Origin of the sequence: Afipia broomeae ATCC 49717 (genome assembly GCF_000314675.2) — a bacterium.
GTDB classification, from domain to species: domain Bacteria; phylum Pseudomonadota; class Alphaproteobacteria; order Rhizobiales; family Xanthobacteraceae; genus Afipia; species Afipia broomeae.
Window position 1 is genome coordinate 1,936,208 of record NZ_KB375282.1, and the last position, 18,334, is coordinate 1,954,541.

General features: G+C 59.1%; 17 protein-coding genes and 2 tRNA genes. 8 read left to right on the forward strand and 11 right to left on the reverse strand.

Translation table 11 applies throughout. The features are described 5' to 3' along the window. Positions 1–52: 52 nt before the first annotated feature. The gene (locus HMPREF9695_RS08930) at positions 53–808 is read left to right on the forward strand and encodes a tRNA-uridine aminocarboxypropyltransferase (RefSeq protein WP_006020519.1); all 756 of its coding nucleotides are present in this window, start codon (positions 53–55) and stop codon (positions 806–808) included. Between the two features lie 46 nt (positions 809–854). On the opposite strand, the gene HMPREF9695_RS08935 is transcribed toward HMPREF9695_RS08930, so the two are convergent. The 5 genes from HMPREF9695_RS08935 to HMPREF9695_RS08950 form a co-directional block, all read right to left on the reverse strand. After that, complete coding sequence (locus HMPREF9695_RS08935) at positions 855–2,390, reverse strand: porin (RefSeq protein WP_006020520.1); 1,536 nt, start codon at positions 2,388–2,390, stop codon at positions 855–857. Between the two features lie 129 nt (positions 2,391–2,519). Further along, the gene (locus tag HMPREF9695_RS26625; protein ID WP_006020521.1) at positions 2,520–2,681 is read right to left on the reverse strand and encodes a hypothetical protein; all 162 of its coding nucleotides are present in this window, start codon (positions 2,679–2,681) and stop codon (positions 2,520–2,522) included. 25 nt (positions 2,682–2,706) lie between these two features. Continuing rightward, entirely contained in the window at positions 2,707–3,003 is a 297-nt protein-coding gene (locus HMPREF9695_RS08940; protein ID WP_006020522.1) for a hypothetical protein, read from the reverse strand. A gap of 121 nt (positions 3,004–3,124) precedes the next feature. Continuing rightward, positions 3,125–3,199, reverse strand: a tRNA-Asn gene (locus HMPREF9695_RS08945). Positions 3,200–3,319: 120 nt separating this feature from the next. After that, positions 3,320–4,048: an outer membrane protein gene (locus HMPREF9695_RS08950; RefSeq protein WP_006020523.1), complete on the reverse strand. Its 729-nt coding sequence runs from the start codon at positions 4,046–4,048 to the stop codon at positions 3,320–3,322. Positions 4,049–4,799: 751 nt separating this feature from the next. Between HMPREF9695_RS08950 and HMPREF9695_RS08960 the strand changes: the two genes are divergently transcribed. Next, a complete protein-coding gene (locus HMPREF9695_RS08960; RefSeq protein WP_006020524.1) occupies positions 4,800–5,903 on the forward strand; it encodes an ImmA/IrrE family metallo-endopeptidase in 1,104 nt (367 codons plus the stop codon). Here the strand turns inward: HMPREF9695_RS08960 and HMPREF9695_RS08965 are convergent. From HMPREF9695_RS08965 to HMPREF9695_RS08985, 5 genes are all read right to left on the reverse strand, one after another. Next, a complete protein-coding gene (locus HMPREF9695_RS08965) occupies positions 5,900–6,814 on the reverse strand; it encodes an alpha-glutamyl/putrescinyl thymine pyrophosphorylase clade 3 protein (RefSeq protein WP_006020525.1) in 915 nt (304 codons plus the stop codon). The two genes, HMPREF9695_RS08960 and HMPREF9695_RS08965, sit on opposite strands and share 4 nt — an antisense overlap. Next, positions 6,814–7,809 carry a thymidylate synthase gene (locus HMPREF9695_RS25705; RefSeq protein ID WP_006020526.1) on the reverse strand — a complete coding sequence of 332 codons (996 nt, stop codon included), beginning with the start codon at positions 7,807–7,809 and terminating at the stop codon, positions 6,814–6,816. The genes HMPREF9695_RS08965 and HMPREF9695_RS25705 overlap by 1 nt, the downstream gene beginning before the upstream one ends. 736 nt (positions 7,810–8,545) lie before the next feature. Continuing rightward, positions 8,546–8,619 (reverse strand) — tRNA-Cys (locus tag HMPREF9695_RS08975). Positions 8,620–8,774: 155 nt separating this feature from the next. Then, positions 8,775–9,038 (reverse strand): hypothetical protein, encoded by a 264-nt coding sequence (locus HMPREF9695_RS08980; protein WP_006020528.1) that lies wholly within the window; start codon positions 9,036–9,038, stop codon positions 8,775–8,777. Then, a complete protein-coding gene (locus HMPREF9695_RS08985) occupies positions 9,035–9,700 on the reverse strand; it encodes a hypothetical protein (RefSeq protein WP_006020529.1) in 666 nt (221 codons plus the stop codon). Before HMPREF9695_RS08985 ends, HMPREF9695_RS08980 begins: the two co-directional genes overlap by 4 nt. A 173-nt stretch (positions 9,701–9,873) precedes the next feature. Here HMPREF9695_RS08985 and HMPREF9695_RS08990 point away from each other — a divergent pair, with 173 nt between their 5' ends. The 6 genes from HMPREF9695_RS08990 (at position 9,874) to HMPREF9695_RS09010 (ending at position 17,459) form a co-directional block, all read left to right on the forward strand. Continuing rightward, positions 9,874–10,539 carry a protein-L-isoaspartate O-methyltransferase family protein gene (locus tag HMPREF9695_RS08990; protein WP_006020530.1) on the forward strand — a complete coding sequence of 222 codons (666 nt, stop codon included), beginning with the start codon at positions 9,874–9,876 and terminating at the stop codon, positions 10,537–10,539. A 214-nt stretch (positions 10,540–10,753) separates the two neighbouring features. Then, complete coding sequence (locus HMPREF9695_RS08995; RefSeq protein WP_006020531.1) at positions 10,754–12,166, forward strand: TolC family outer membrane protein; 1,413 nt, start codon at positions 10,754–10,756, stop codon at positions 12,164–12,166. A 262-nt stretch (positions 12,167–12,428) separates the two neighbouring features. Beyond that, entirely contained in the window at positions 12,429–13,199 is a 771-nt protein-coding gene (locus tag HMPREF9695_RS09000) for a PopZ family protein (RefSeq protein ID WP_041712037.1), read from the forward strand. A gap of 87 nt (positions 13,200–13,286) precedes the next feature. Continuing rightward, positions 13,287–13,424 (forward strand): hypothetical protein, encoded by a 138-nt coding sequence (locus HMPREF9695_RS26330; protein WP_157223920.1) that lies wholly within the window; start codon positions 13,287–13,289, stop codon positions 13,422–13,424. Between the two features lie 10 nt (positions 13,425–13,434). Beyond that, a complete protein-coding gene (locus HMPREF9695_RS09005) occupies positions 13,435–16,293 on the forward strand; it encodes a valine--tRNA ligase (protein ID WP_006020533.1) in 2,859 nt (952 codons plus the stop codon). Next, positions 16,290–17,459 carry an MFS transporter gene (locus tag HMPREF9695_RS09010; protein ID WP_006020534.1) on the forward strand — a complete coding sequence of 390 codons (1,170 nt, stop codon included), beginning with the start codon at positions 16,290–16,292 and terminating at the stop codon, positions 17,457–17,459. Before HMPREF9695_RS09005 ends, HMPREF9695_RS09010 begins: the two co-directional genes overlap by 4 nt. Before the next feature lie 230 nt (positions 17,460–17,689). On the opposite strand, the gene HMPREF9695_RS09015 is transcribed toward HMPREF9695_RS09010, so the two are convergent. Continuing rightward, complete coding sequence (locus HMPREF9695_RS09015; protein WP_006020535.1) at positions 17,690–18,286, reverse strand: DNA-3-methyladenine glycosylase; 597 nt, start codon at positions 18,284–18,286, stop codon at positions 17,690–17,692. Between the last annotated feature and the right edge of the window lie 48 nt (positions 18,287–18,334).

The window sequence follows — 18,334 nt, forward strand, 5'->3', positions numbered from 1 at the left end:
GGACGATGCTGACAGGTTGCCGTGACGGGGTGCGCAGCGTATAGCCGGACCCATGTCAAAAGCCGCCAAAGCCAAGCCGGGCGCCGATGCGTCCGAAGAGATCGAAGAGTGCACCCGCTGCGGCAAACCGTTGCCGCTGTGCATCTGCGACAGCGTCACTCCGATCCGCAACCGGATCGAACTGCTGATCCTGCAGCATCCGCAGGAGCAGGACAGGGCGCTTGGCACCGCGCGGCTGACCGCGCAACATTTCGAGAAGGTGACCCACAAGATCGGATTGTCCTGGCCGAGCCTGTCGAAGGCGTTGGGCCGCTCCGTCGATCCGCAGGACTGGGCCATCCTCTATCTCGGGTCGGCGAAGGTCGCAGACCTTGCAACCGATCGGGATGTCGTTGCGATCGACCGCAAGGGCGAGATCGAGGACCATCAGCGCCAGATTCTGAAAGACATCGAGGGCGTCGTACTGCTCGACGGCACATGGAGTCAGGCCAAGGCGCTGTGGTGGCGCAATGCGTGGATGCTGAAATGCCGGCGCATCATTCTCGGGCCGGCGCAGCCGTCGCTCTACGGCAAGCTGCGCAAGGAGCCGCGGCGCGACGGCCTGTCGACCATCGAGGCCGCGGGAATGGTTCTCAGCAGGCTGGAAGGACGCGCCGAGATCGAAACCGAACTCAATGCGACGTTCCAGCGGATGCTGACACAGTATCGCGCCGTGCAGTCGTCGATGCCCGAACTGGCGCCGAAGCCGAAGAAGCGCGATTACCGGCGCCCGGAAAACCGTCGCGGCAAGAAATCGTTGCAGTCATAAAAAACGCCGCCGTAAGCGGCGGCGTTTTTTTGAATGCGGCCACCGGTCAGAACGTGCGGCGGACGCCGAGCAGACCGGACCAGACACCCTGATCCTTGAAGTCATAGACACCGGTCGGCTTGAAGGTGCCGGTCAATTGGCCGGGATTGGTCAAGGCCTGCGAGCCGGTATGCGACTGATCGAGGTAGGAGTAGAGCACCTCGGCCGAGAAGGTCAGGTTTTTGACCGGGGTCCATGCCGTGCGCTGGCCGACCTGCCAGATGCTGAAGTTCGGATTACAGGAATAACCGTTCAGCTTCGGCGACAGGGCCGTGAAGGCGGCACAGAATGCCGCCGCGCCGTTCGTATTGTATTCGATGCGGGAATAGGTGCCGACGATTCCGGTCTCCCATGTTGGCGACCAGTTGTGCACGAAAGCGGCACGGACTCCCCACCCCGAAGTCTTCTCGATCTTGCTGCCCGTGGTGTAGACGCCGTCCGTCAACGACAGCACCGCCATGGTCTGATAGCTGCCCGCGAAGTTGGGCGTGCCGCCGCCAAACGCATCGAAAGCGGTTCCGGTCACGCCGCCGATCAGATACTTGGAGGCTCCATTCACATAGGATGCATCGATCGAAAACTTGTCGCCGGGGCCAGTCGGCAGGTTCTTCAGTTGCAGGCCGCCGAGCACGGCAAAGCCCCATGCATCGCTTGGATGTCCGTTCGGTTCGACCGGGGTGATCCCTCCGGGGCCGGCATAGTAGTTGGCGCGGATGTTATGCACGCCGCCCGAGAGCTGCGCGGTGAAAGCGGTCTGGTCGACCCGGATGTTGCCGACGAAATCAGGCGTGACATTCCCGCCGTAGGAATTGGTGAAGGCGCCGTTGAATGCGCTGGTCGCCGGCTGCGTCAGGCTGGCATTGAGCAGTTGCGCGCGATTGATGACGCGGTTGTCTTCGACCGCGACCGAGGCCGACACGCCGTTGCCGAACTGCCAGGTGTAGGCCACCTGCGTGATGCCATTAACGTTGTCGTAGCCGCCGAGCATGAACGACGTCAGCGTGTTGGCGCCGGTCGCGCCCCACGGTGTCTGGAAAATCGACACGGCCTTGCCGAAGGTGAAGCCGGCGAACTGAATGAAGCCGTAGTCCAGCGTCAGCACGCCGGTTTCCGGCAGCGCGCCGGAATCGAACTGGAAGCGCGGATTCATGTAGGTGCGCACCACGCCGTATTCGGTCTGGGTGCGGGTATCGATCTGAAATTCGGTGCGCGTGCGGGTCACGAAGTAGTCGCGGTCGCGCGACTTGGTGCCTTCGGCGTTCGTCTGATCCCAGCCGGGCCTGTTGTAGTTGCCGCCGTTGATGCTCCAGTCGGCCCGCATGTAGCCACTGAGCTTGATGCAGGTGTCGGTGCCGGGGATGTAGTAATAGCCCGCGCCATAGAGCGAGCAGATCTTCACATACTGGACGGGCTTGGCCTTGACCGGCAGGTCGGCTGCCGATGCGCCCGCCACCGTTGCGAGGCTGGCCGCGGCGCCGAGGAAAAACGCTCCGGTGACGGATGCGGTTTTTCCGGATTGTCCGGCCTTACCAGAGATTCCCATCGACTCGGCCCCCAGCGGTAACATTTGAGGATTGTTACCAACGAAGGTTTCAGGGGCAAGCACCGGGAACCCGTACGGATTACATGGCCGGGCAGTTGCGACATTTTTGTCATATCGAACGCGGGCGGCTCAGCGCCACCCCGCGTGCTGGATCAGCAGCACGCCCACGATCACTGCCAAGGTCACTGCGGCCGCGATCAGCATCGACCGTCCGCCCATGCCGCGGCCGATCCACCACAGCAGCGCTGCGCCCATCAGAACCGGAACAACAATGTCGAGGGGGTTGCTCATTCGGGGCTTTCCAAGACGCGCGCTGTCACGCCTTCCGGCCCATCCACTTCCGCTCGATCCATCCGAGCGCGTTGGCGAGCGGCAACTGAAGGAACGGCACATCCTGGGCGATCAGCAACAGGCCAAGCGGCAGCATCCAGAGACCCAGAATGGGAAGGAAGCTGAAGATGCCGCCGACGACCAGCAGCAGGGCGAGCGGAATGCGGACCCATCCCGAGCCCGGTTCGCGCAGCCAGCGGATGAAGCGGGCGCCTTTTTCGGGAAGCCGTGCTGCGATCCAGTCGAAATGACGGTCGAGCTCGGCCCTTGCTTCTGCGCTCACTTTCTACCTGCCTGTTCCATTCCGGGAGCGCCCCGCAGCCCGTCACAGGATTGAGCTATATACGCAGGCGATCCCGCGCAAGTTGCGGGACGGAGGCAGGCTGATAAGTGATTGATTTGATTGGCTCCCCGGGCTGGATTCGAACCAGCGACCATTCGATTAACAGTCGAATGCTCTACCGCTGAGCTACCGAGGAATACTGCTGAAGCAGCAATGGGCCGCCTATAGCAAAGGCACCGAGTCTTGCAAAGCATAAAGTCTCGCAAAGCGCCAATCGCCGAAAAATCGCGGCGGTTGGAGCCTTGTGGCTTTTCGCTCAGTACTTTCCGGGTTCAAGCCCCGAGAACTTGAAGCCAAGCCGGAACTGAACAAGATCCGCCTTGGCCGAAACGTAGCGCGCCGAACCGACGGCCGGGATGTTGGTCGTCTTGTACAGGTCAGTGTCGAATTCAATGTGACGATATTCGACGCCTGCGTAGAGCCAGTTTGTGATCAGATAGTCGATGCCGCCGCCGGCAAACCAGCCGTCAGGACGCTTCTCGATCAATGCAGGGACGTTGGGAAAACCTCTCGCATAGAAGGCGGTGCTAACCGTACCTCGTGCATAGCCGCCGGTTCCGTAAGCCAGCCACTGGGGGCTGAAAACCCAGCCCACGCGGGGGCCGACCATGAACAGCTGAGAAAGCGACATGTAAGCATCGAAGGCCGGTGCAAAAACGGGAGCATCCGGACCGACACCTGTCATCGGCTGCGTTTGCCACTGCGCCTCGACGCCGAAGACGAACTGCCTCCACTGATACTGAGCGCCGACGTGGGCGCCAACCTGGCCGCCCTCAGGTTTACGGGCGAGCGTTTGTCCCGGCAGGTTGTAATAGGCCCAATCGAGTTGGGTCCACTCGTAGCCGGCGTTGACGCCGCCATAGATACCGCTCCAGGTATATACGGGAACGGGGTCTGCCTTCACGGCTTTCACGGGTAAATCGGCTGCTAATGAAGCGCCGGTGCTCAAAATTGAAAGGCCGATAGCGAAAGCCAGCGTCTTCATTTGCAATATCCTTGATAAAAATCTGAATAAAATAATACCGACGATAGCGGTTCGGGCTGGCGGCGTCTGTGACGCGTTAAGCACAATGCCGAGGTAAGTTTGGGTGCCGCCCAATGGAAATCCCGGGCCGGGCTTCGCAGGCATCATCTTCGATGCGGCGTGCTTCCTCAATCGCATCAATGGGATTTCGTTCCTGACAGTCGGGATAGCATGCTGACGCAGCGTTCTCCTGCGCTGAAACCCGGCAGCTCGATGCTGCACCCTTGCACGTGTTTTTACAGGCTGACAGAGAACCCAGCACGCGAATCGTTCATTTTGCTAATACTCACCGCCGCATTCTCGTTGCAGTTCACGCAGAATCGCGCATTAGTTGTGCCAGCGTTGTTGAGCGCGCGGCTTGTATGCAATGGGCTAACTGTTGGGCGCTGAGGGCGTTGATCTTTGGAGCTTTCCTTCGCCACGACAGACTTGAGAGAAGTTTGCGAGCAGCGAGAAGTCGCTACCGCTAAATTTGGACCTGCTGTTGCGTTTGAACTCGGCCAAGTGATTGCGGAAATTGACGCGTCAACAGATTGCTCCGAGTACATCACGTTATTCAATGACGTTGTCCACAGGTCAGCAACCGAGCTTATGGTGCGGCTGAAATCCGGTTACAAACTGATCTTGAGGTCCGGCCATCCCCGCGATGCAAGTGTTATGCAGACCGATTGGGACAAAGTTACCCGAATTCGTATTCATGAGCTGAGACCCGATGAATAGTGGCGATTTCCATCCGAACTGGTTCTCCAAGCCGGGAGACACGCTCTCGAACTTGTTGTCGCGCAAATCAGTCACGCTAGATGCGTTTGCAAAAGACACTGATTGGGGAGTGGATAGAGTCAGGGGATTGTTAGAAGGATCGATCAAGATCGATGATTCAATCGCTGCAAAACTAGCCCATCACTTAGGTGGAACCAAACAGTTTTGGCTAAATCGACAGGCCTCCTACGATAAAGCCCTTAATCGCGCGGTTGATTCCGTACCTGTTGCTGAGCGTGATCTTTGGCTAAAGCAGTTCCCCCAGAGCGATATCGCCAGCTATGGGTGGGTGAATAAATCCGTCAATCGAAAGGAAGCTTTAAAGGCTTACCTTTCGTATTTTTCAGTCAATGGTCCAAGCGAGTGGCATTCGCGGTACGCAACGATATTTGAAGACTTCGCTTTCAGAACATCACCCTCGATGCAATCGAAAATCGGGCCCTTGTCTGCGTGGCTTAGGCGCGGAGAGATTGAGGCCGATTTACTTCAGTGCAAACCTCTTTCTATCTCGACGCTTAAATCAAATGTCGACGATATGAGAAAACTAACGAAAGTAAAAAATCCAACTTACTTTCTCCCCCGTTTGCGGAATCTTTGCGCCGACGCAGGTGTCGCAGTTGTGTTCGTGAGAGCACCGTCTGGTTGTCGTGCAAGTGGTGCGACCCGCTATCTATCTTCCGACAAAGCAATGATAATTCTGAGCTTCAGGCATCTGTCGGACGATCAGTTTTGGTTCACTTTCTTCCATGAACTCGGCCACGTAATTTTGCACAGCCCCTCGCAGACATTTGTAGACGACGGAATGGAAGGTAAAAGTGAGCAAGAGATAGAGGCGAATGCTTTCGCAGCAGACATCCTAGTCCCTCGCGAGCGACGCGAAGAATTATCCGACCTAAAACCGGGCAGTCAGTCGGTCATCCGATTTGCTACGTCCATCGGCATAGCGCCGGGCATCGTTGTGGGGCAACTTCAGCACTCAGGCATTATTCGACGAAATCAGTTGAATTTTCTGAAGCGATATCATCGGTGGGACGCAATCGCTTCTGCGGTTAACTAGCCGAGAAAATGGACAAATTTAGAAGGGCTTTTTTGCCAGTTGCAGAGAGCATCTTCCATTACTTGCATTCCGACGTTTAACGCAGCGTCCAACTTATCAAGCAGGTCTTGCATTGATGGAACGTCGATAGCGGCGTCGGGATCATTTGCGATAAGAAGTCTTACTCCTTTGCGAGGACCAGTCGCGCCATCTAGGTAGGCCGAGCCAGGCTCGATTGGAGCTAAATCTAATCTTCCCAACATAGCCAAAAAGTCGAATTTTCCTAACCGGCCAAAACGAGCGATATGCATGTCGTTATAGAATTTATCGAAGATTTGGTGCGGATTGTTGCCGCCAGCCTGTACTAACTGCGAAAAGCGAGCCCGATGGCTCGGGCCAATCCATGAGATGTAACTCTCAATTACACTTGCTGTGCCTTTGTTCGACGCAGTCTTAAGAGATTCGTACTTTCTGTGATTGCTAAACGCTCCACCGATCTTTGATTCGTTTTTTGAAAGCCATGCCCTGAAGGCCGGAGGATCTGCGCTGACTGCTACCCACGTCCAAGTCTTTTTACCAAGCCCCGAATAGACATCGATCAGCCTTTTCCACTTATGCCTTCCATGCTTGCCGAAATGGGTGGCAAGGAAAATGAGCCAAACAGCTTCGTCAATATTTCCCATTTTGTGGTGAAATATTGCGGCTCGCTCTGGGTCAAACAACGGATCGTTGGGATCGGCTCTGCGTGGATCAATAGGCCTTTTCAGTTGAGCTTGCGTGTAGTCGAGGCGTCGTATGCTCGCTACCATTTGTAGCGCCAAGGTGTGTGTTCGCTGCCTATCCGGAATTCCTAGCAAGGGAATCTCGTTGTTCGAGAACTCCCACAGCGCAGTTTCAATTCTTTGAATCTGCTTTTGTCTAGAAGGCCACATTAATTGTCTCTAGGTTCGAAAAGTGTGGGCTGTGCTGATTGACGTCGCTTGCGTGGTTTCATCGAAACGCGTGTATCGACGTAGACACTGTATCGCTTAAAGGCCATGGACTCTTTGAGATCAGCGATCTGCGCCTCGTCGCCTGTTGCTCGGAAAATCTGAAGCAGCCTCACCAAGTCTCGCCAATATTCATCAATCGGAAGCGATGACGCGGTAAGCTGCTCGCCTGTACGAACGCGCTCTTCAGCTTCCGACAGAATGCGCAATGATGGCCAAGGATCACCAATCGGCATTGGCGGCATTTCTATACGTGGTTGGACCGCTTCATCAATGTACAACTTGGCACCAGAAAAATCAGACTCGTACAAATGCATGCTGCCGACGAAGTGCTTGTAAGTCCCTAGTTCACAGTCAAGCGAGCGCGCCATAATTTCTTGCAACATCGTGAAACAGAAAACGTCATGCGGCAATCCTTTGTATGCATCGTTGGATCGCATGGTCACGACCATGTCGAACCGATTGTCCCTTATAAAAAATTGCAGAGTTGTCGTGCATGGAATTTCTTTGAAATTCGCTGTTAGATCCTCTGCATCGAACAATTGAATCACTGCTCGGCGAGTTTGAGGCCGCGCATGGAGTAAACCGAGTACATTCTGTATTTGGTCAATATTTCGGTGTCTAAACAGTCTGCGACCGTAGCCGCCGTGAACGGTTACCCCATCGTCGCTTTCTTGTTCGTACCGAGGAATATAATAAGCAACAAAATCTAATCGGTTGTTGCGTGAGAAATACCAAAGAAGCTCTCCCAACGAGCTAAATGGCTTTCCTCGCGTTTCAGTTCGACTCAACCGTGCACGAGGCTTCGTTATTTCAAGGAGTACGCCAATTGCTTCTACGGTTTTGCCACGAGATGCAGCGACAGAAGCGGATTGCGTAAGGAGACTCGGATATAGCTTACGGAGAACGTCATCCAATGTTTCCTGAACAATTTCCATGTATAGCTGCCTGTTTAAGCATAGGCTGCAAAATTGTCTCAGCCACGCGGGTGCCGACTTGCTTGAGAGAGGCTAACCAAGTGAAAGCAAAATAGCGGGGCTAATTAATCTTCGTACATGTACCTCCACCCATACTTGGGGTGTTTTCGTTGTCGTCGCTCCCGTCAACGTATCCGATGGCGTACCAAGTCAAGAACCGATTCGCTTTTAGGTTGAAACGGTAGCCACTCAATGATGATGTACAGAATGCATTCTCGTATTCATCAATGGACACCGGCAATTTCGCGTTGCTCGTATTGTGGCAAGGGCGGGATGTGTTTTTTCCGGCCTCCGTCAAACTTATCTGAAAATCTTTGTACTTTGTGGGTGGCAGAGAAGGCACATATGGCGGTTCCTCTCGCTCTTGGAGAAACCTTAGCTTGAGCACAAATTTTTCGGATGGTCGAAACTTCGCGCTGCCCCATTGTTTCGAGAAGGAATCGTAACTTATTCCGCCCGAAAACAGTACTGTGCAAAAGTAGGCCGCATCCTCAGATGGGAGTGAAAACGCCGGTGTTTGGGTACTGAGCGATATCGCTCCAAAAACTGCCGCACGGAGCGCAAGTTTAGCAAATGAGCAGAAAATTCCGAATAAGCGCTGACGAGTCGAAAGCATAAAAAGCCTCAGGCAATATGCTGACAATTCATTGACGTTAAAGAAGTTCGTGAGTTCGGCCCTGCTAAGTCGTTGAAATATTGGAGGCCACGACCAGAATTGAACTGGTGTACACGGTTTTGCAGACCGTTGCGTAACCACTCCGCCACGTGGCCTCACAGGCCGGACTAGTTACAAGGGCGCAGGCGCTTATGCAATCGTCCCGTGGCGGAACGGGTCCATTGCGGCCATTTGGCACCCAAATCCGCTTCTGATGGTGAATTCGGCGATAGTGCCGGTCCTTTACGATCCGCTCTCTACGATTCGCTCTCTAAGAACCGCTCTTCGCGTTGCTTGCCGCGATCACCTTCATGAGGTCCGCGACGGGAAAGCCGCTCCGGTTCATGGTGCACAGGACGTCGATCATCTGGTCGCTCGGTTCGTTCGCCGACATCAGGGCCGCGCGGACTTCGGACGGCAGATCGTCGAACTCGTCCATCTGCCGCCGCATCGTCGACAGTCTGCTTGCAGACAGGTCTCCCTGTTCCGAGCCCGGCGCGGGTTTGCCCGCAGATGGTGTCTGGTCGCGCTTCATTTGAATGTGTTCGCTGCCACGTCGTAGGTCCAGGTCAGGCGTCCGTTGGTGAAAACCACTAAGCGAAATCCGAGATCGCGCGCCTTGTTGAAGATATTCCCGGACCGGGCAAGGTTAAGGACCGTCGGCCGATCCATCTTGAAATACTTGTAGTTCAGCACCGTCTCGTGATCGCCGGACGTGCCGATGTCCATCGCAAGTCCTCTGCGCAACATCTGCTTGCTGGTCGTGATCGCGAACTGCTTACGGCCCTCAACGTTCTCGGCGAGCGAATCGAGCCGGGCGCTGATGTTGGTCGCGCCATGTTTGCGGACGTATTCACGCTCATTCTTCTGCATCGCCGCCAAGAGTTTCTTCGCGCGCGGAGCCTCCGGTGCGGAATCATCGATTTTTCCGAGATCGGCTTTGGCAGCGTAGTAATCGGCCAGGGCGGGAAGCTTCTGTGTGCGCCTGGCCGAATAATCGCTCAGCGCCTTCATGATGGCGGCGGCGCGCTCGACCACTTTCTTGCGCTTCGGCGCGGGCTGATCGGAGGCCGCAGCCGCTGCGGGCGCCGGGGTCTGTGCCGCCGCCGGCGCGATACCTGCGCCGATTAACAATACAGCCAGCGGGAGGCCGCAAAGCCGGGTGCGGAGAGGGTGTCTCGTTGCGCTGCCTGTCATGTGCCCCGCTTCAGCCGTTCAGGTGCCGTTACCACGGCGATCGCATATCATAACAAGACTTGAACCGGACCTGCAGGCTTGCATCGCATGCGGCCTTGCAGCAAATATGTGCCGCGCTGGCCACACCCCGCTGGCCGATGATCCATTCGGTGTTCCTGTCTTGAGGCTATCCCATGTCTGATTTCACGACCTCTCGGCAGTATATGGTCGACTGTCAGGTGCGGCCGAGCGACGTGACCGATCTGCGGATCATCGATGCGATGCTCGCCGTGCCGCGAGAGAATTTCGTGCCGCAGAGCAAGCGCCTGATCGCCTATCTGGATCTCGATATTGATGTCGCGGCGGACGGTCAGCCGAAGCGCTGCCTCATCAAGCCGGCAGTTCTCGCAAAAATGCTCCAGGCGGCGACGATCTCCGAAACCGACCGCGTCCTGGTGGTCGGCTGCGCCACCGGCTATTCGGCGGCGGTCGTGGCGCACCTCGCGGCGCAGGTCTTTGCCACCGAGCCCGATCCGGCGCTCGCCAATGCGGCGGCGAGAAATCTTGCCGATCTGGGCCTCGCCAATGTGACCGTCAGCACGGCAGAGCCGGCCGAGGGCGACAGGGCCCACGCGCCCTACGATGTCATCGTCATGGACGGCGCCACGGAAGTGGAACCTCACAAGCTGTATGAGCAGTTGAAGATGGGTGGACGGCTGGTGGGCGTGTTCGCGACCAGCCAGCCCCCCCGTGCCACATTGATCGCCCGGTCTCCGGCCGATTTCGGCAGCCGGGTCCTTTTTGACGCAACCGCGCCGGTTTTGACCGGCCTGGAACGTCGTCCAGCCTTCACATTCTAGCTTTCGGCGCACGTCTTCTAGGGTTGTTTTCCTAGGACTGCGACAGTGTGGCAGCAATGTCCCATCCGCACTGTTTCGGCAGTGAGTGCCTGCGCCGGGGTTTCACCAAGATGAACCGATGCATAGACTGACGCGGTACGGGCACAGGCGACTCAGCTACCCGGTTTTCGCGCGCCCTGATGGCGAGTGTAGAGCCGGTTTGGGGATAGAAGTGATGCAAGCTAAATATCGGAAGAAACTCAGTGCGGGTGTCGCCCTGGCGACGCTTCTGCTGTGCCCGGTCATGACGGTCCCGGTCATGGCTGACACGATCGAGGCCGCGCTGGTTCGTGCCTATCAGAACAATCCACAATTGAACGCGCAGCGCGCATCGGTCCGGGCGACGGACGAAAGCGTGCCGCAGGCCCTGTCGGGTTATCGCCCGCGTGTCGCGGTGACCGCCAGCGCGGGAACGCAGTACACCGAAACGCAGACCAACACGCAGATCGGCGGCCGGCTCAGCGAAATCGGGCTTCGCGGCGTGAATGCGCCGCGCTCGGTCGGTGCGACCCTCAGCCAGACGCTGTACAACGGCGGCCAGACCGGCAACCGCACCCGCGCCGCTGAAAGTCAGGTCTCGGCTGCGCGCGAAGGCTTGCGCGTGCTCGAACAGACCGTGCTGTTCTCGGCGGCGACCGTCTACATGGATTACCTTCGCGATTCGGCGATCGTCGAGGTGCAGAAGAGCAACGTCCGTGTGCTCGAACAGACGCTCAAACAGACTCGCGATCGCTTCAATGTCGGCGAAGTCACACGCACCGACGTCGCGCAGTCCGAAGCCCAGCTCGCCGCAGGCCGCACGCAGCTTCTGACGGCAGAATCGAATCTGACGACGACGCGCGCGAACTTCCGCCGCATCATCGGCAACGAGCCTTCCAACCTTGCGGCCGGATCGCCCGTCGATCGTTTCCTGCCGCCCACGCTGGCGGGTGCGGTCGATCTTAGCCTTCTCGAAAATCCGAACGTCACCGCCGCGATGTACGGCATCGACGTGAGCTTCCTTCAGGTGAAGGTCAGCGAAGGCGCGCTGTTCCCGGTCGTCACTCTTCAAGGCAGCGTGCAGCAGTCCTATGAAAGCACGATGTCGACCTATAAGGCGTTCGGTGCATCCGCCGTCGCGCAGTTGACCGTGCCGGTCTATCAGGGCGGCGCCGAATACTCACTGATCCGCCAGTCGAAAGAAACGCTGGCGCAGCAGCGCCTCAACCTCGAACAGGTTCGCGACCAGACCCGTGCCACCGTGGCGCAGGCCTGGGGCCAGCTCGTTGCCGGCAAGGCGCAGGTGCAGTCCGCGCAGGCGCAGGTGACGGCATCTGAAATCGCCCTGAACGGCGTTCGCGAAGAGGCGAGGGTTGGGCAGCGCACGACACTCGACGTCCTCAACGCCCAGCAGGCGCTGGTCAACGCGCGTGTCGCGCTCGTCACGGCGCAGCACGATCGCGTCGTCGCGTCCTACAGCGTGCTGAACTCCATCGGACGTTTGTCGCCGACCGTTCTGAAACTCGCCACCAACGTCTACGATGCAGGCGTCCACTATCATCAGGTTCGCGATAGCTGGTTCGGCGTACGGACACCTGACGGCCGCTAAATTGCGCTAGCTTGAATCGGCATTCGCGTCGCGATCCCATGTATGGGACGGGCGCGGATGCCTGAATCAGTTTCGCCGTGCCGACGGTTAACCGTCTCTCATCAGCGCTGTGATCAACCGGCCGAGTTCGTCGCCCGTTGCTTGCAATCAATTGTTGCCATGACATACCGTTCTGAAGGATCGCAAAGCGATTCGTGACGTTGGTGTGCGGCTATTGCAGGTCCCTCAGGTGAACCTTGCAGCCGATGGGGTGGAGTCCGAGATGTCGCAACCGGCAAAGGCGCAGGAGCCCTCAATGGAGGAGATTCTCGCGTCGATCAGGCGCATCATCTCCGATGACGAGGCCAAGCCGGCAGCGGGAGCTGCTCCGGCTGCCGCTGCTCCCGCAGCCGCGCCTGCTGCGCCTCAGAAAACGGAGGTTCCCAAAGCTGAGATGTCGCGGCCCGCGCCCGCGCGTCCCGTGATGACCGGCATTCCGCCATCCAGGATCGCGCCCAAGCCCGCGGCTGCTCCTGCGCCCGCACCGGCGCCGGTGGCAAAGAACAGCCAGGCCGAAATCGATGCGATGATGGCAAGCTTCGATGCGCCTGCTGTCCCGGCGAAAGCCGCCGAGCCGGAGCCGGAAGAGGACGCCGATGTGTTCGAATTGACCGAACAGATGGCCGTGCCCGAACCGCCACCGTCATTCAACAAGATCGAGCCCGAGGACGATCTGGAGTTCACCGAGTCGCCGATGGTTCAAGCACCCCAACAACGGTCGCCTGTCATGGAAGCGCCTTCATTCACCGAACGGGCGCAGCCACAGCGTGAGATGCCGACGCAGCAGATTCTGTCGGGATCGACGGTCTCGGCGGTCGAGTCCGCGTTCAACACGCTGGCGAATACCGTTCTCAGCAACAACGCCCGGACCCTCGAGGATCTCGTCAAGGAGATGCTCCGTCCGATGCTGAAATCCTGGCTGGACGACAATCTGCCCAATCTGGTGGAGCGGATCGTCAAGGCCGAGATCGAGCGGGTCTCCCGCGGCCGGTGATTTCGGCGATTCAGGCCTAAATCCTCCATATTCCGAGTGGTTGACTTGAGCCGCGCCGGGGGCTTTCTAGGGCGCGATGAAATCGGATTGGACCGCGATTTCGTCATTGTGAGCAGCGCCAGCGACGAAGCAATCCAGCTTCCTTTGCCCAGCGCAATCCTGTCCGGATTGCTTCGCTTCGCTCGCAATGACGGCAATGTTCCAGCCCTGATCCACTCCTTTTGATTGCAGTGTGATGATCGAGAAAAACTACCAGCCCGCCGAGATCGAAAACCGCATCGCGAAGGCGTGGGAAGACGCCGGCGCGTTCAGGGCTGGGCGGCCGGAGCGGCGCGACGCCGAGCCGTTCACGATCGTCATTCCGCCGCCGAACGTCACCGGCTCGCTGCATATGGGCCACGCGCTCAACAACACGCTGCAGGACATCCTGTGCCGGTTCGAGCGGATGCGCGGCCGCGACGTGTTGTGGCAGCCGGGAACGGACCACGCGGGCATCGCCACGCAGATGGTGGTGGAACGCCAACTGATGGAGCGGCAGGAGCCTGGCCGCCGCGACATGGGCCGTGCGAAATTCCTCGAGCGTGTGTGGCAGTGGAAGGCCGAATCCGGCGGCACCATCGTCAATCAGCTCAAGCGCCTCGGTGCATCGTGCGACTGGTCGCGCGAACGCTTCACCATGGACGAGGGCCTGTCACGCGCGGTCGCCAAGGTGTTCGTCGAACTCTACGCGCAGGGCCTGATCTACAAGGACAAGCGTCTGGTCAACTGGGACCCGAAGCTGCTGACCGCGATCTCCGATCTCGAAGTGCAGCAGATCGAGGTGAAGGGCAGCCTCTGGCATCTGCGCTATCCGCTGGAAGGCAAGCAGTTCAATCCCGAGGACGCATCCACGTTCATCGTGGTCGCGACCACGCGGCCTGAAACCATGCTTGGCGACACGGCTGTCGCCGTGAATCCCGATGACGAGCGCTACAAGCATCTGGTCGGCAAGCACGCCGTGCTGCCACTGGTCGGACGTCTTATTCCGATCGTCGCCGATGAGTATTCCGATCCCGAGAAGGGTTCGGGCGCGGTGAAGATTACCCCTGCGCACGATTTCAACGACTTCGAGGTCGGCCGCCGTCACAATCTGCGGCTCATCAGCGTGCTCGATCAGGAAGCGCGCATGTCGCTCTCCGCCAACGAGGACTATCTGCGCGACCTGCCGGAAGCCGCGCTCATCTTCGCCGAAGAACTGCACGGCAAGGACCGCTTTGCCGCGCGCAAGCTGATTGTCGCGAAGCTGGAAGAGGCGGGCTTCCTGGAGAAGATCGAACCGAACACCCATATGGTGCCGCACGGCGACCGCTCCGGCGTGGTCATCGAGCCGTATCTCACCGACCAGTGGTATGTCGACGCCAAGACGCTGGCCGCGCCCGCGATTGCAGCGGTGCGCAGCGGCGAGACCGCGTTCGTGCCGAAGAACTGGGAGAAGACCTACTTCGAGTGGATGGAGAACATCCAGCCGTGGTGCATCTCGCGCCAGCTCTGGTGGGGTCATCAGATTCCGGCGTGGTATGGACCGGACGGCAAGGTGTTCGTCGCCGAGACCGAAGACGAAGCGGTGGGCAAGGCGCTCGGCTATTACGTCGAGCAGGAGGTCATCACGGCGGAGCAGGGCCATGACATGGCGCTCGATCCGGCCAAGCGGGAAGGCTTCATCACGCGCGACGAAGACGTGCTCGACACCTGGTTCTCGTCGGCGTTGTGGCCGTTCTCGACGCTCGGCTGGCCCGACACCGACGTCGATGTGAAGCGCTACTACCCGACCAACGTTCTCGTCACGGGTTTCGACATCATCTTCTTCTGGGTCGCCCGGATGATGATGATGGGCATGCACTTCATGAAGGACGTGCCATTCCCGACCGTCTACATCCACGCCCTCGTCCGCGACGAGAAGGGCGCCAAGATGTCGAAGTCGAAAGGCAACGTCATCGATCCGCTGCATCTGATCGACGATTACGGCGCCGACGCGCTGCGTTTCACGCTGGCGGCGATGGCGGCGCAGGGCCGCGACATCAAGCTTTCGACCCAGCGCGTCGAAGGCTATCGCAACTTCGCGACCAAGCTCTGGAACGCGTCGCGCTTTGCCGAGATGAACGGCTGCGCGCTGGCCGAGGGCTTCGATCCGGCGAAGACGAAGGAAACGCTCAACCGCTGGATCGCGCACGAGACCGCGCGCGCCACGCGCGAAGTCACCGAAGCCATTCAGGCCTATCGGTTCAACGACGCGGCGGGCATCATGTACCGCTTCGTCTGGAACATTTACTGCGACTGGTATCTTGAACTCGCCAAGCCCGTGCTGATGGGCGCGGACTCGCCGGCGAAAGCCGAGACGCAGGCCAGCATCGCCTGGGCGCGCGACGAAATCCTCAAGCTGCTGCATCCGTTCATGCCGTTCCTCACCGAGGAGCTTTGGGGCGTAACGGCGCAGCGTGATGGGCTGTTGGCGCTCGCCGAATGGCCGCTCAAGGCGTCGGCGGAAACGATCATTGAACCTGCGATCTCCGCCGATCCGCTGGCGATGCCGGTCGTGGTCATGCCTGCACCGGAAGCTGCACCCTTCAGCGATCCCGCCGCCGAAGCCGAAATCGGCTGGCTGATCGAACTGATCTCGGCGATCCGCTCGATGCGCGCGGAAATGAATATTCCGCCGGCAACGCTGTTCCCGCTGGTGTTGGTCGGCGCATCCGCCGACATCAAGGCGCGTGCGGAGCGCTGGAGCGATGTGATGAAGCGCCTTGCGCGGCTCGGCGACATTTCGTTTGCGGATCGTGCGCCGGACGGCTCCGTGCAGTTGCTGGTGCGTGGCGAGGTGGCTGCGATTCCGCTCAAGGGTGTGATCGATCTCGGCGCCGAGAAGGTGCGTCTCGACAAGGAGCTTGCGAAGGCAACCGCCGACATCCAGCGTGTCGATGCCAAGCTCGGCAACGAGAAGTTCGTCGCCAACGCGCCGGAAGAAGTCATCGACGAACAGCGCGAGAAGCGCGAGGAAGCGGAAAGCCGCAAGACGAAAATCCTCGAAGCGCTGGAGCGGCTCAAGGGCGCGGAATGACCTTGCAGCGGTCATCCTCGTTCAACGCGCTGCTTCTCCTCTGGCTCGCGGGAAACGGCCTGCGGCTGACGATCCTTGCCGTGCCGCCGGTGCTGGCGCTCATCATTCTGGATCTGAAGCTGTCCGGCACGGAAGTCGGAATCCTGAATGCGATTCCGGTTTTCCTGTTCGCGCTGGTCGCCGTGCCGGGCTCGCTGCTGATCGCGCGCGTCGGCGCCGTGCCTGCGCTGATCATCGGACTTCTGATCGCGGCAGCGGGTTCGGCGCTGCGCGGTTTCGCATCCGATCCATGGTTGCTCTACATCACGACGATCATCATGGCGGCGGGGATCGCGGTGATGCAGCCGTCACTTCCGCCGATCGTGCGTCAGTGGGTGCCGGACCGGATCGGCTTCGCAACGGCGGTCTATACCAATGGCCTTCTGTGCGGCGAAATCTTCCCGGTCATGCTCGCGGCTTTCATCGTACCGCTTCTCGCCGGAAGCTGGCGCGCGAGTCTGGTGCTCTGGTCGATTCCGCTGGTCGCGATTGCGCTCATCATTTTCCTGTTTCAGCCTGGCGGAAAGGATGCGCCGGTCTCGCGCCATCGTCTCTGGATGCCGGACTGGCGCGATCCGTTGCTCTGGAAGCTGGGCCTCATCATGAGCGCGCCCAACCAGCTCTACTTCTGCACCAATGCTTTTCTTCCCGGTTACCTCCTGCACACGGATCGCACCGAACTGATCGGCCCGGCGCTCACAGCGCTGAATGTCGGCCAGTTGCCCGCGTCGTTTCTTCTGCTGGTCATGGCGAGCCGATGGGAGCGCAGGAAATGGCCCTTGCTCTCTGCGGCTGCGCTCGGGATTGCAGGTATCGCCGGCATTCTGGTGTCCGGACACGCGTGGAGTCTGATCGGATCGGCGGCGATGATCGGCTTTGCCTGCGCCATCACACTGACTCTCGTGCTGGCATTGCCCGCACTGCTGGTTGCACCAGACGATGTGCCGCGAATGTCGGCGGGGATCTTCACGATGGGCTATGGCCTTGCGATGACGATCTCCGTTCTTGGCGGCGTCGTGTGGGATATCACCGGGAATGCTGCGTTTGCGTTTGTCCCGATCGCGGTGTGGATGTTGCCGCTCATTTTCTTCACGCTGAGAACGGACTTCTCGTCGCGCCGGGCCTGAACGGCTGCTGGTGAATTTGAGTCCAGCCAGCAGCGCATGGCTCGGCTGCCTGCGTTTTGATGGATGCTCTTTGGTGAGGCTGTCGCGCTTTTCTGGTTATGCAGGCGACGCATAACAAGTGCACGAGCTGTCGATCGCGATGTTGCCGCGAGGCAAATAGCCAAAATCTCCAAGCGCCGCCGCTACGTCACCATTCCGCCTTTTGCGGCGAAGTTCGTCACCATTTCGCCTTATGCCGGAAACGGCTTGCTCATGAATTTCGAGCCCTTCAGGCCATAGCGCCACGGCAGTTCCACCGCCTTGGTGATGCCGATGCGGATGCCGCTGACGATCTCCGGCTTGCGCGTCCGTGCGTAAATCGCAATCGGCGGCGCATCGAGCGCGAGGCCGTTGTGCTTGCCGGTCACCGCCATCGCCTCACAGAGTTTGCCGGGGCCCGAAGACAGCATTCGTTCGTCGTGCAATCCGCGCCGCCGCCGCATCGCCGGGATGCCGTGGGTCGGCTCGATCGCGCGGATCAATACCGCGCTGGCGGAGCCTTCCTTCTCGCAGACGAAGTTCATGCACCAGTGGATGCCGTAGGAGCGGTAGACGTAGAGAAATCCCGGAGGGCCGAACATCACCATGTTGCGCGGCGTCGGCCCGTTGAACGAATGCGCCGCAGGCTCGGTGTGGTGGTAAGCCTCGACCTCGACAATGATTCCGCCGACGCCGTCCACCAGCAGCGTTGCGCCGATCAGGTCGGGTGCCACGTCATGGACGCTGCGCGCGAAGAATTTACGCGTCAGCAGCTGTCCGGCAGGGGCTTGGGACTGTAGGTCAGCCATTTATGGGCAGGGGATAGGCGCGCAGGGCCATGCAGGACCGGTTGGAAA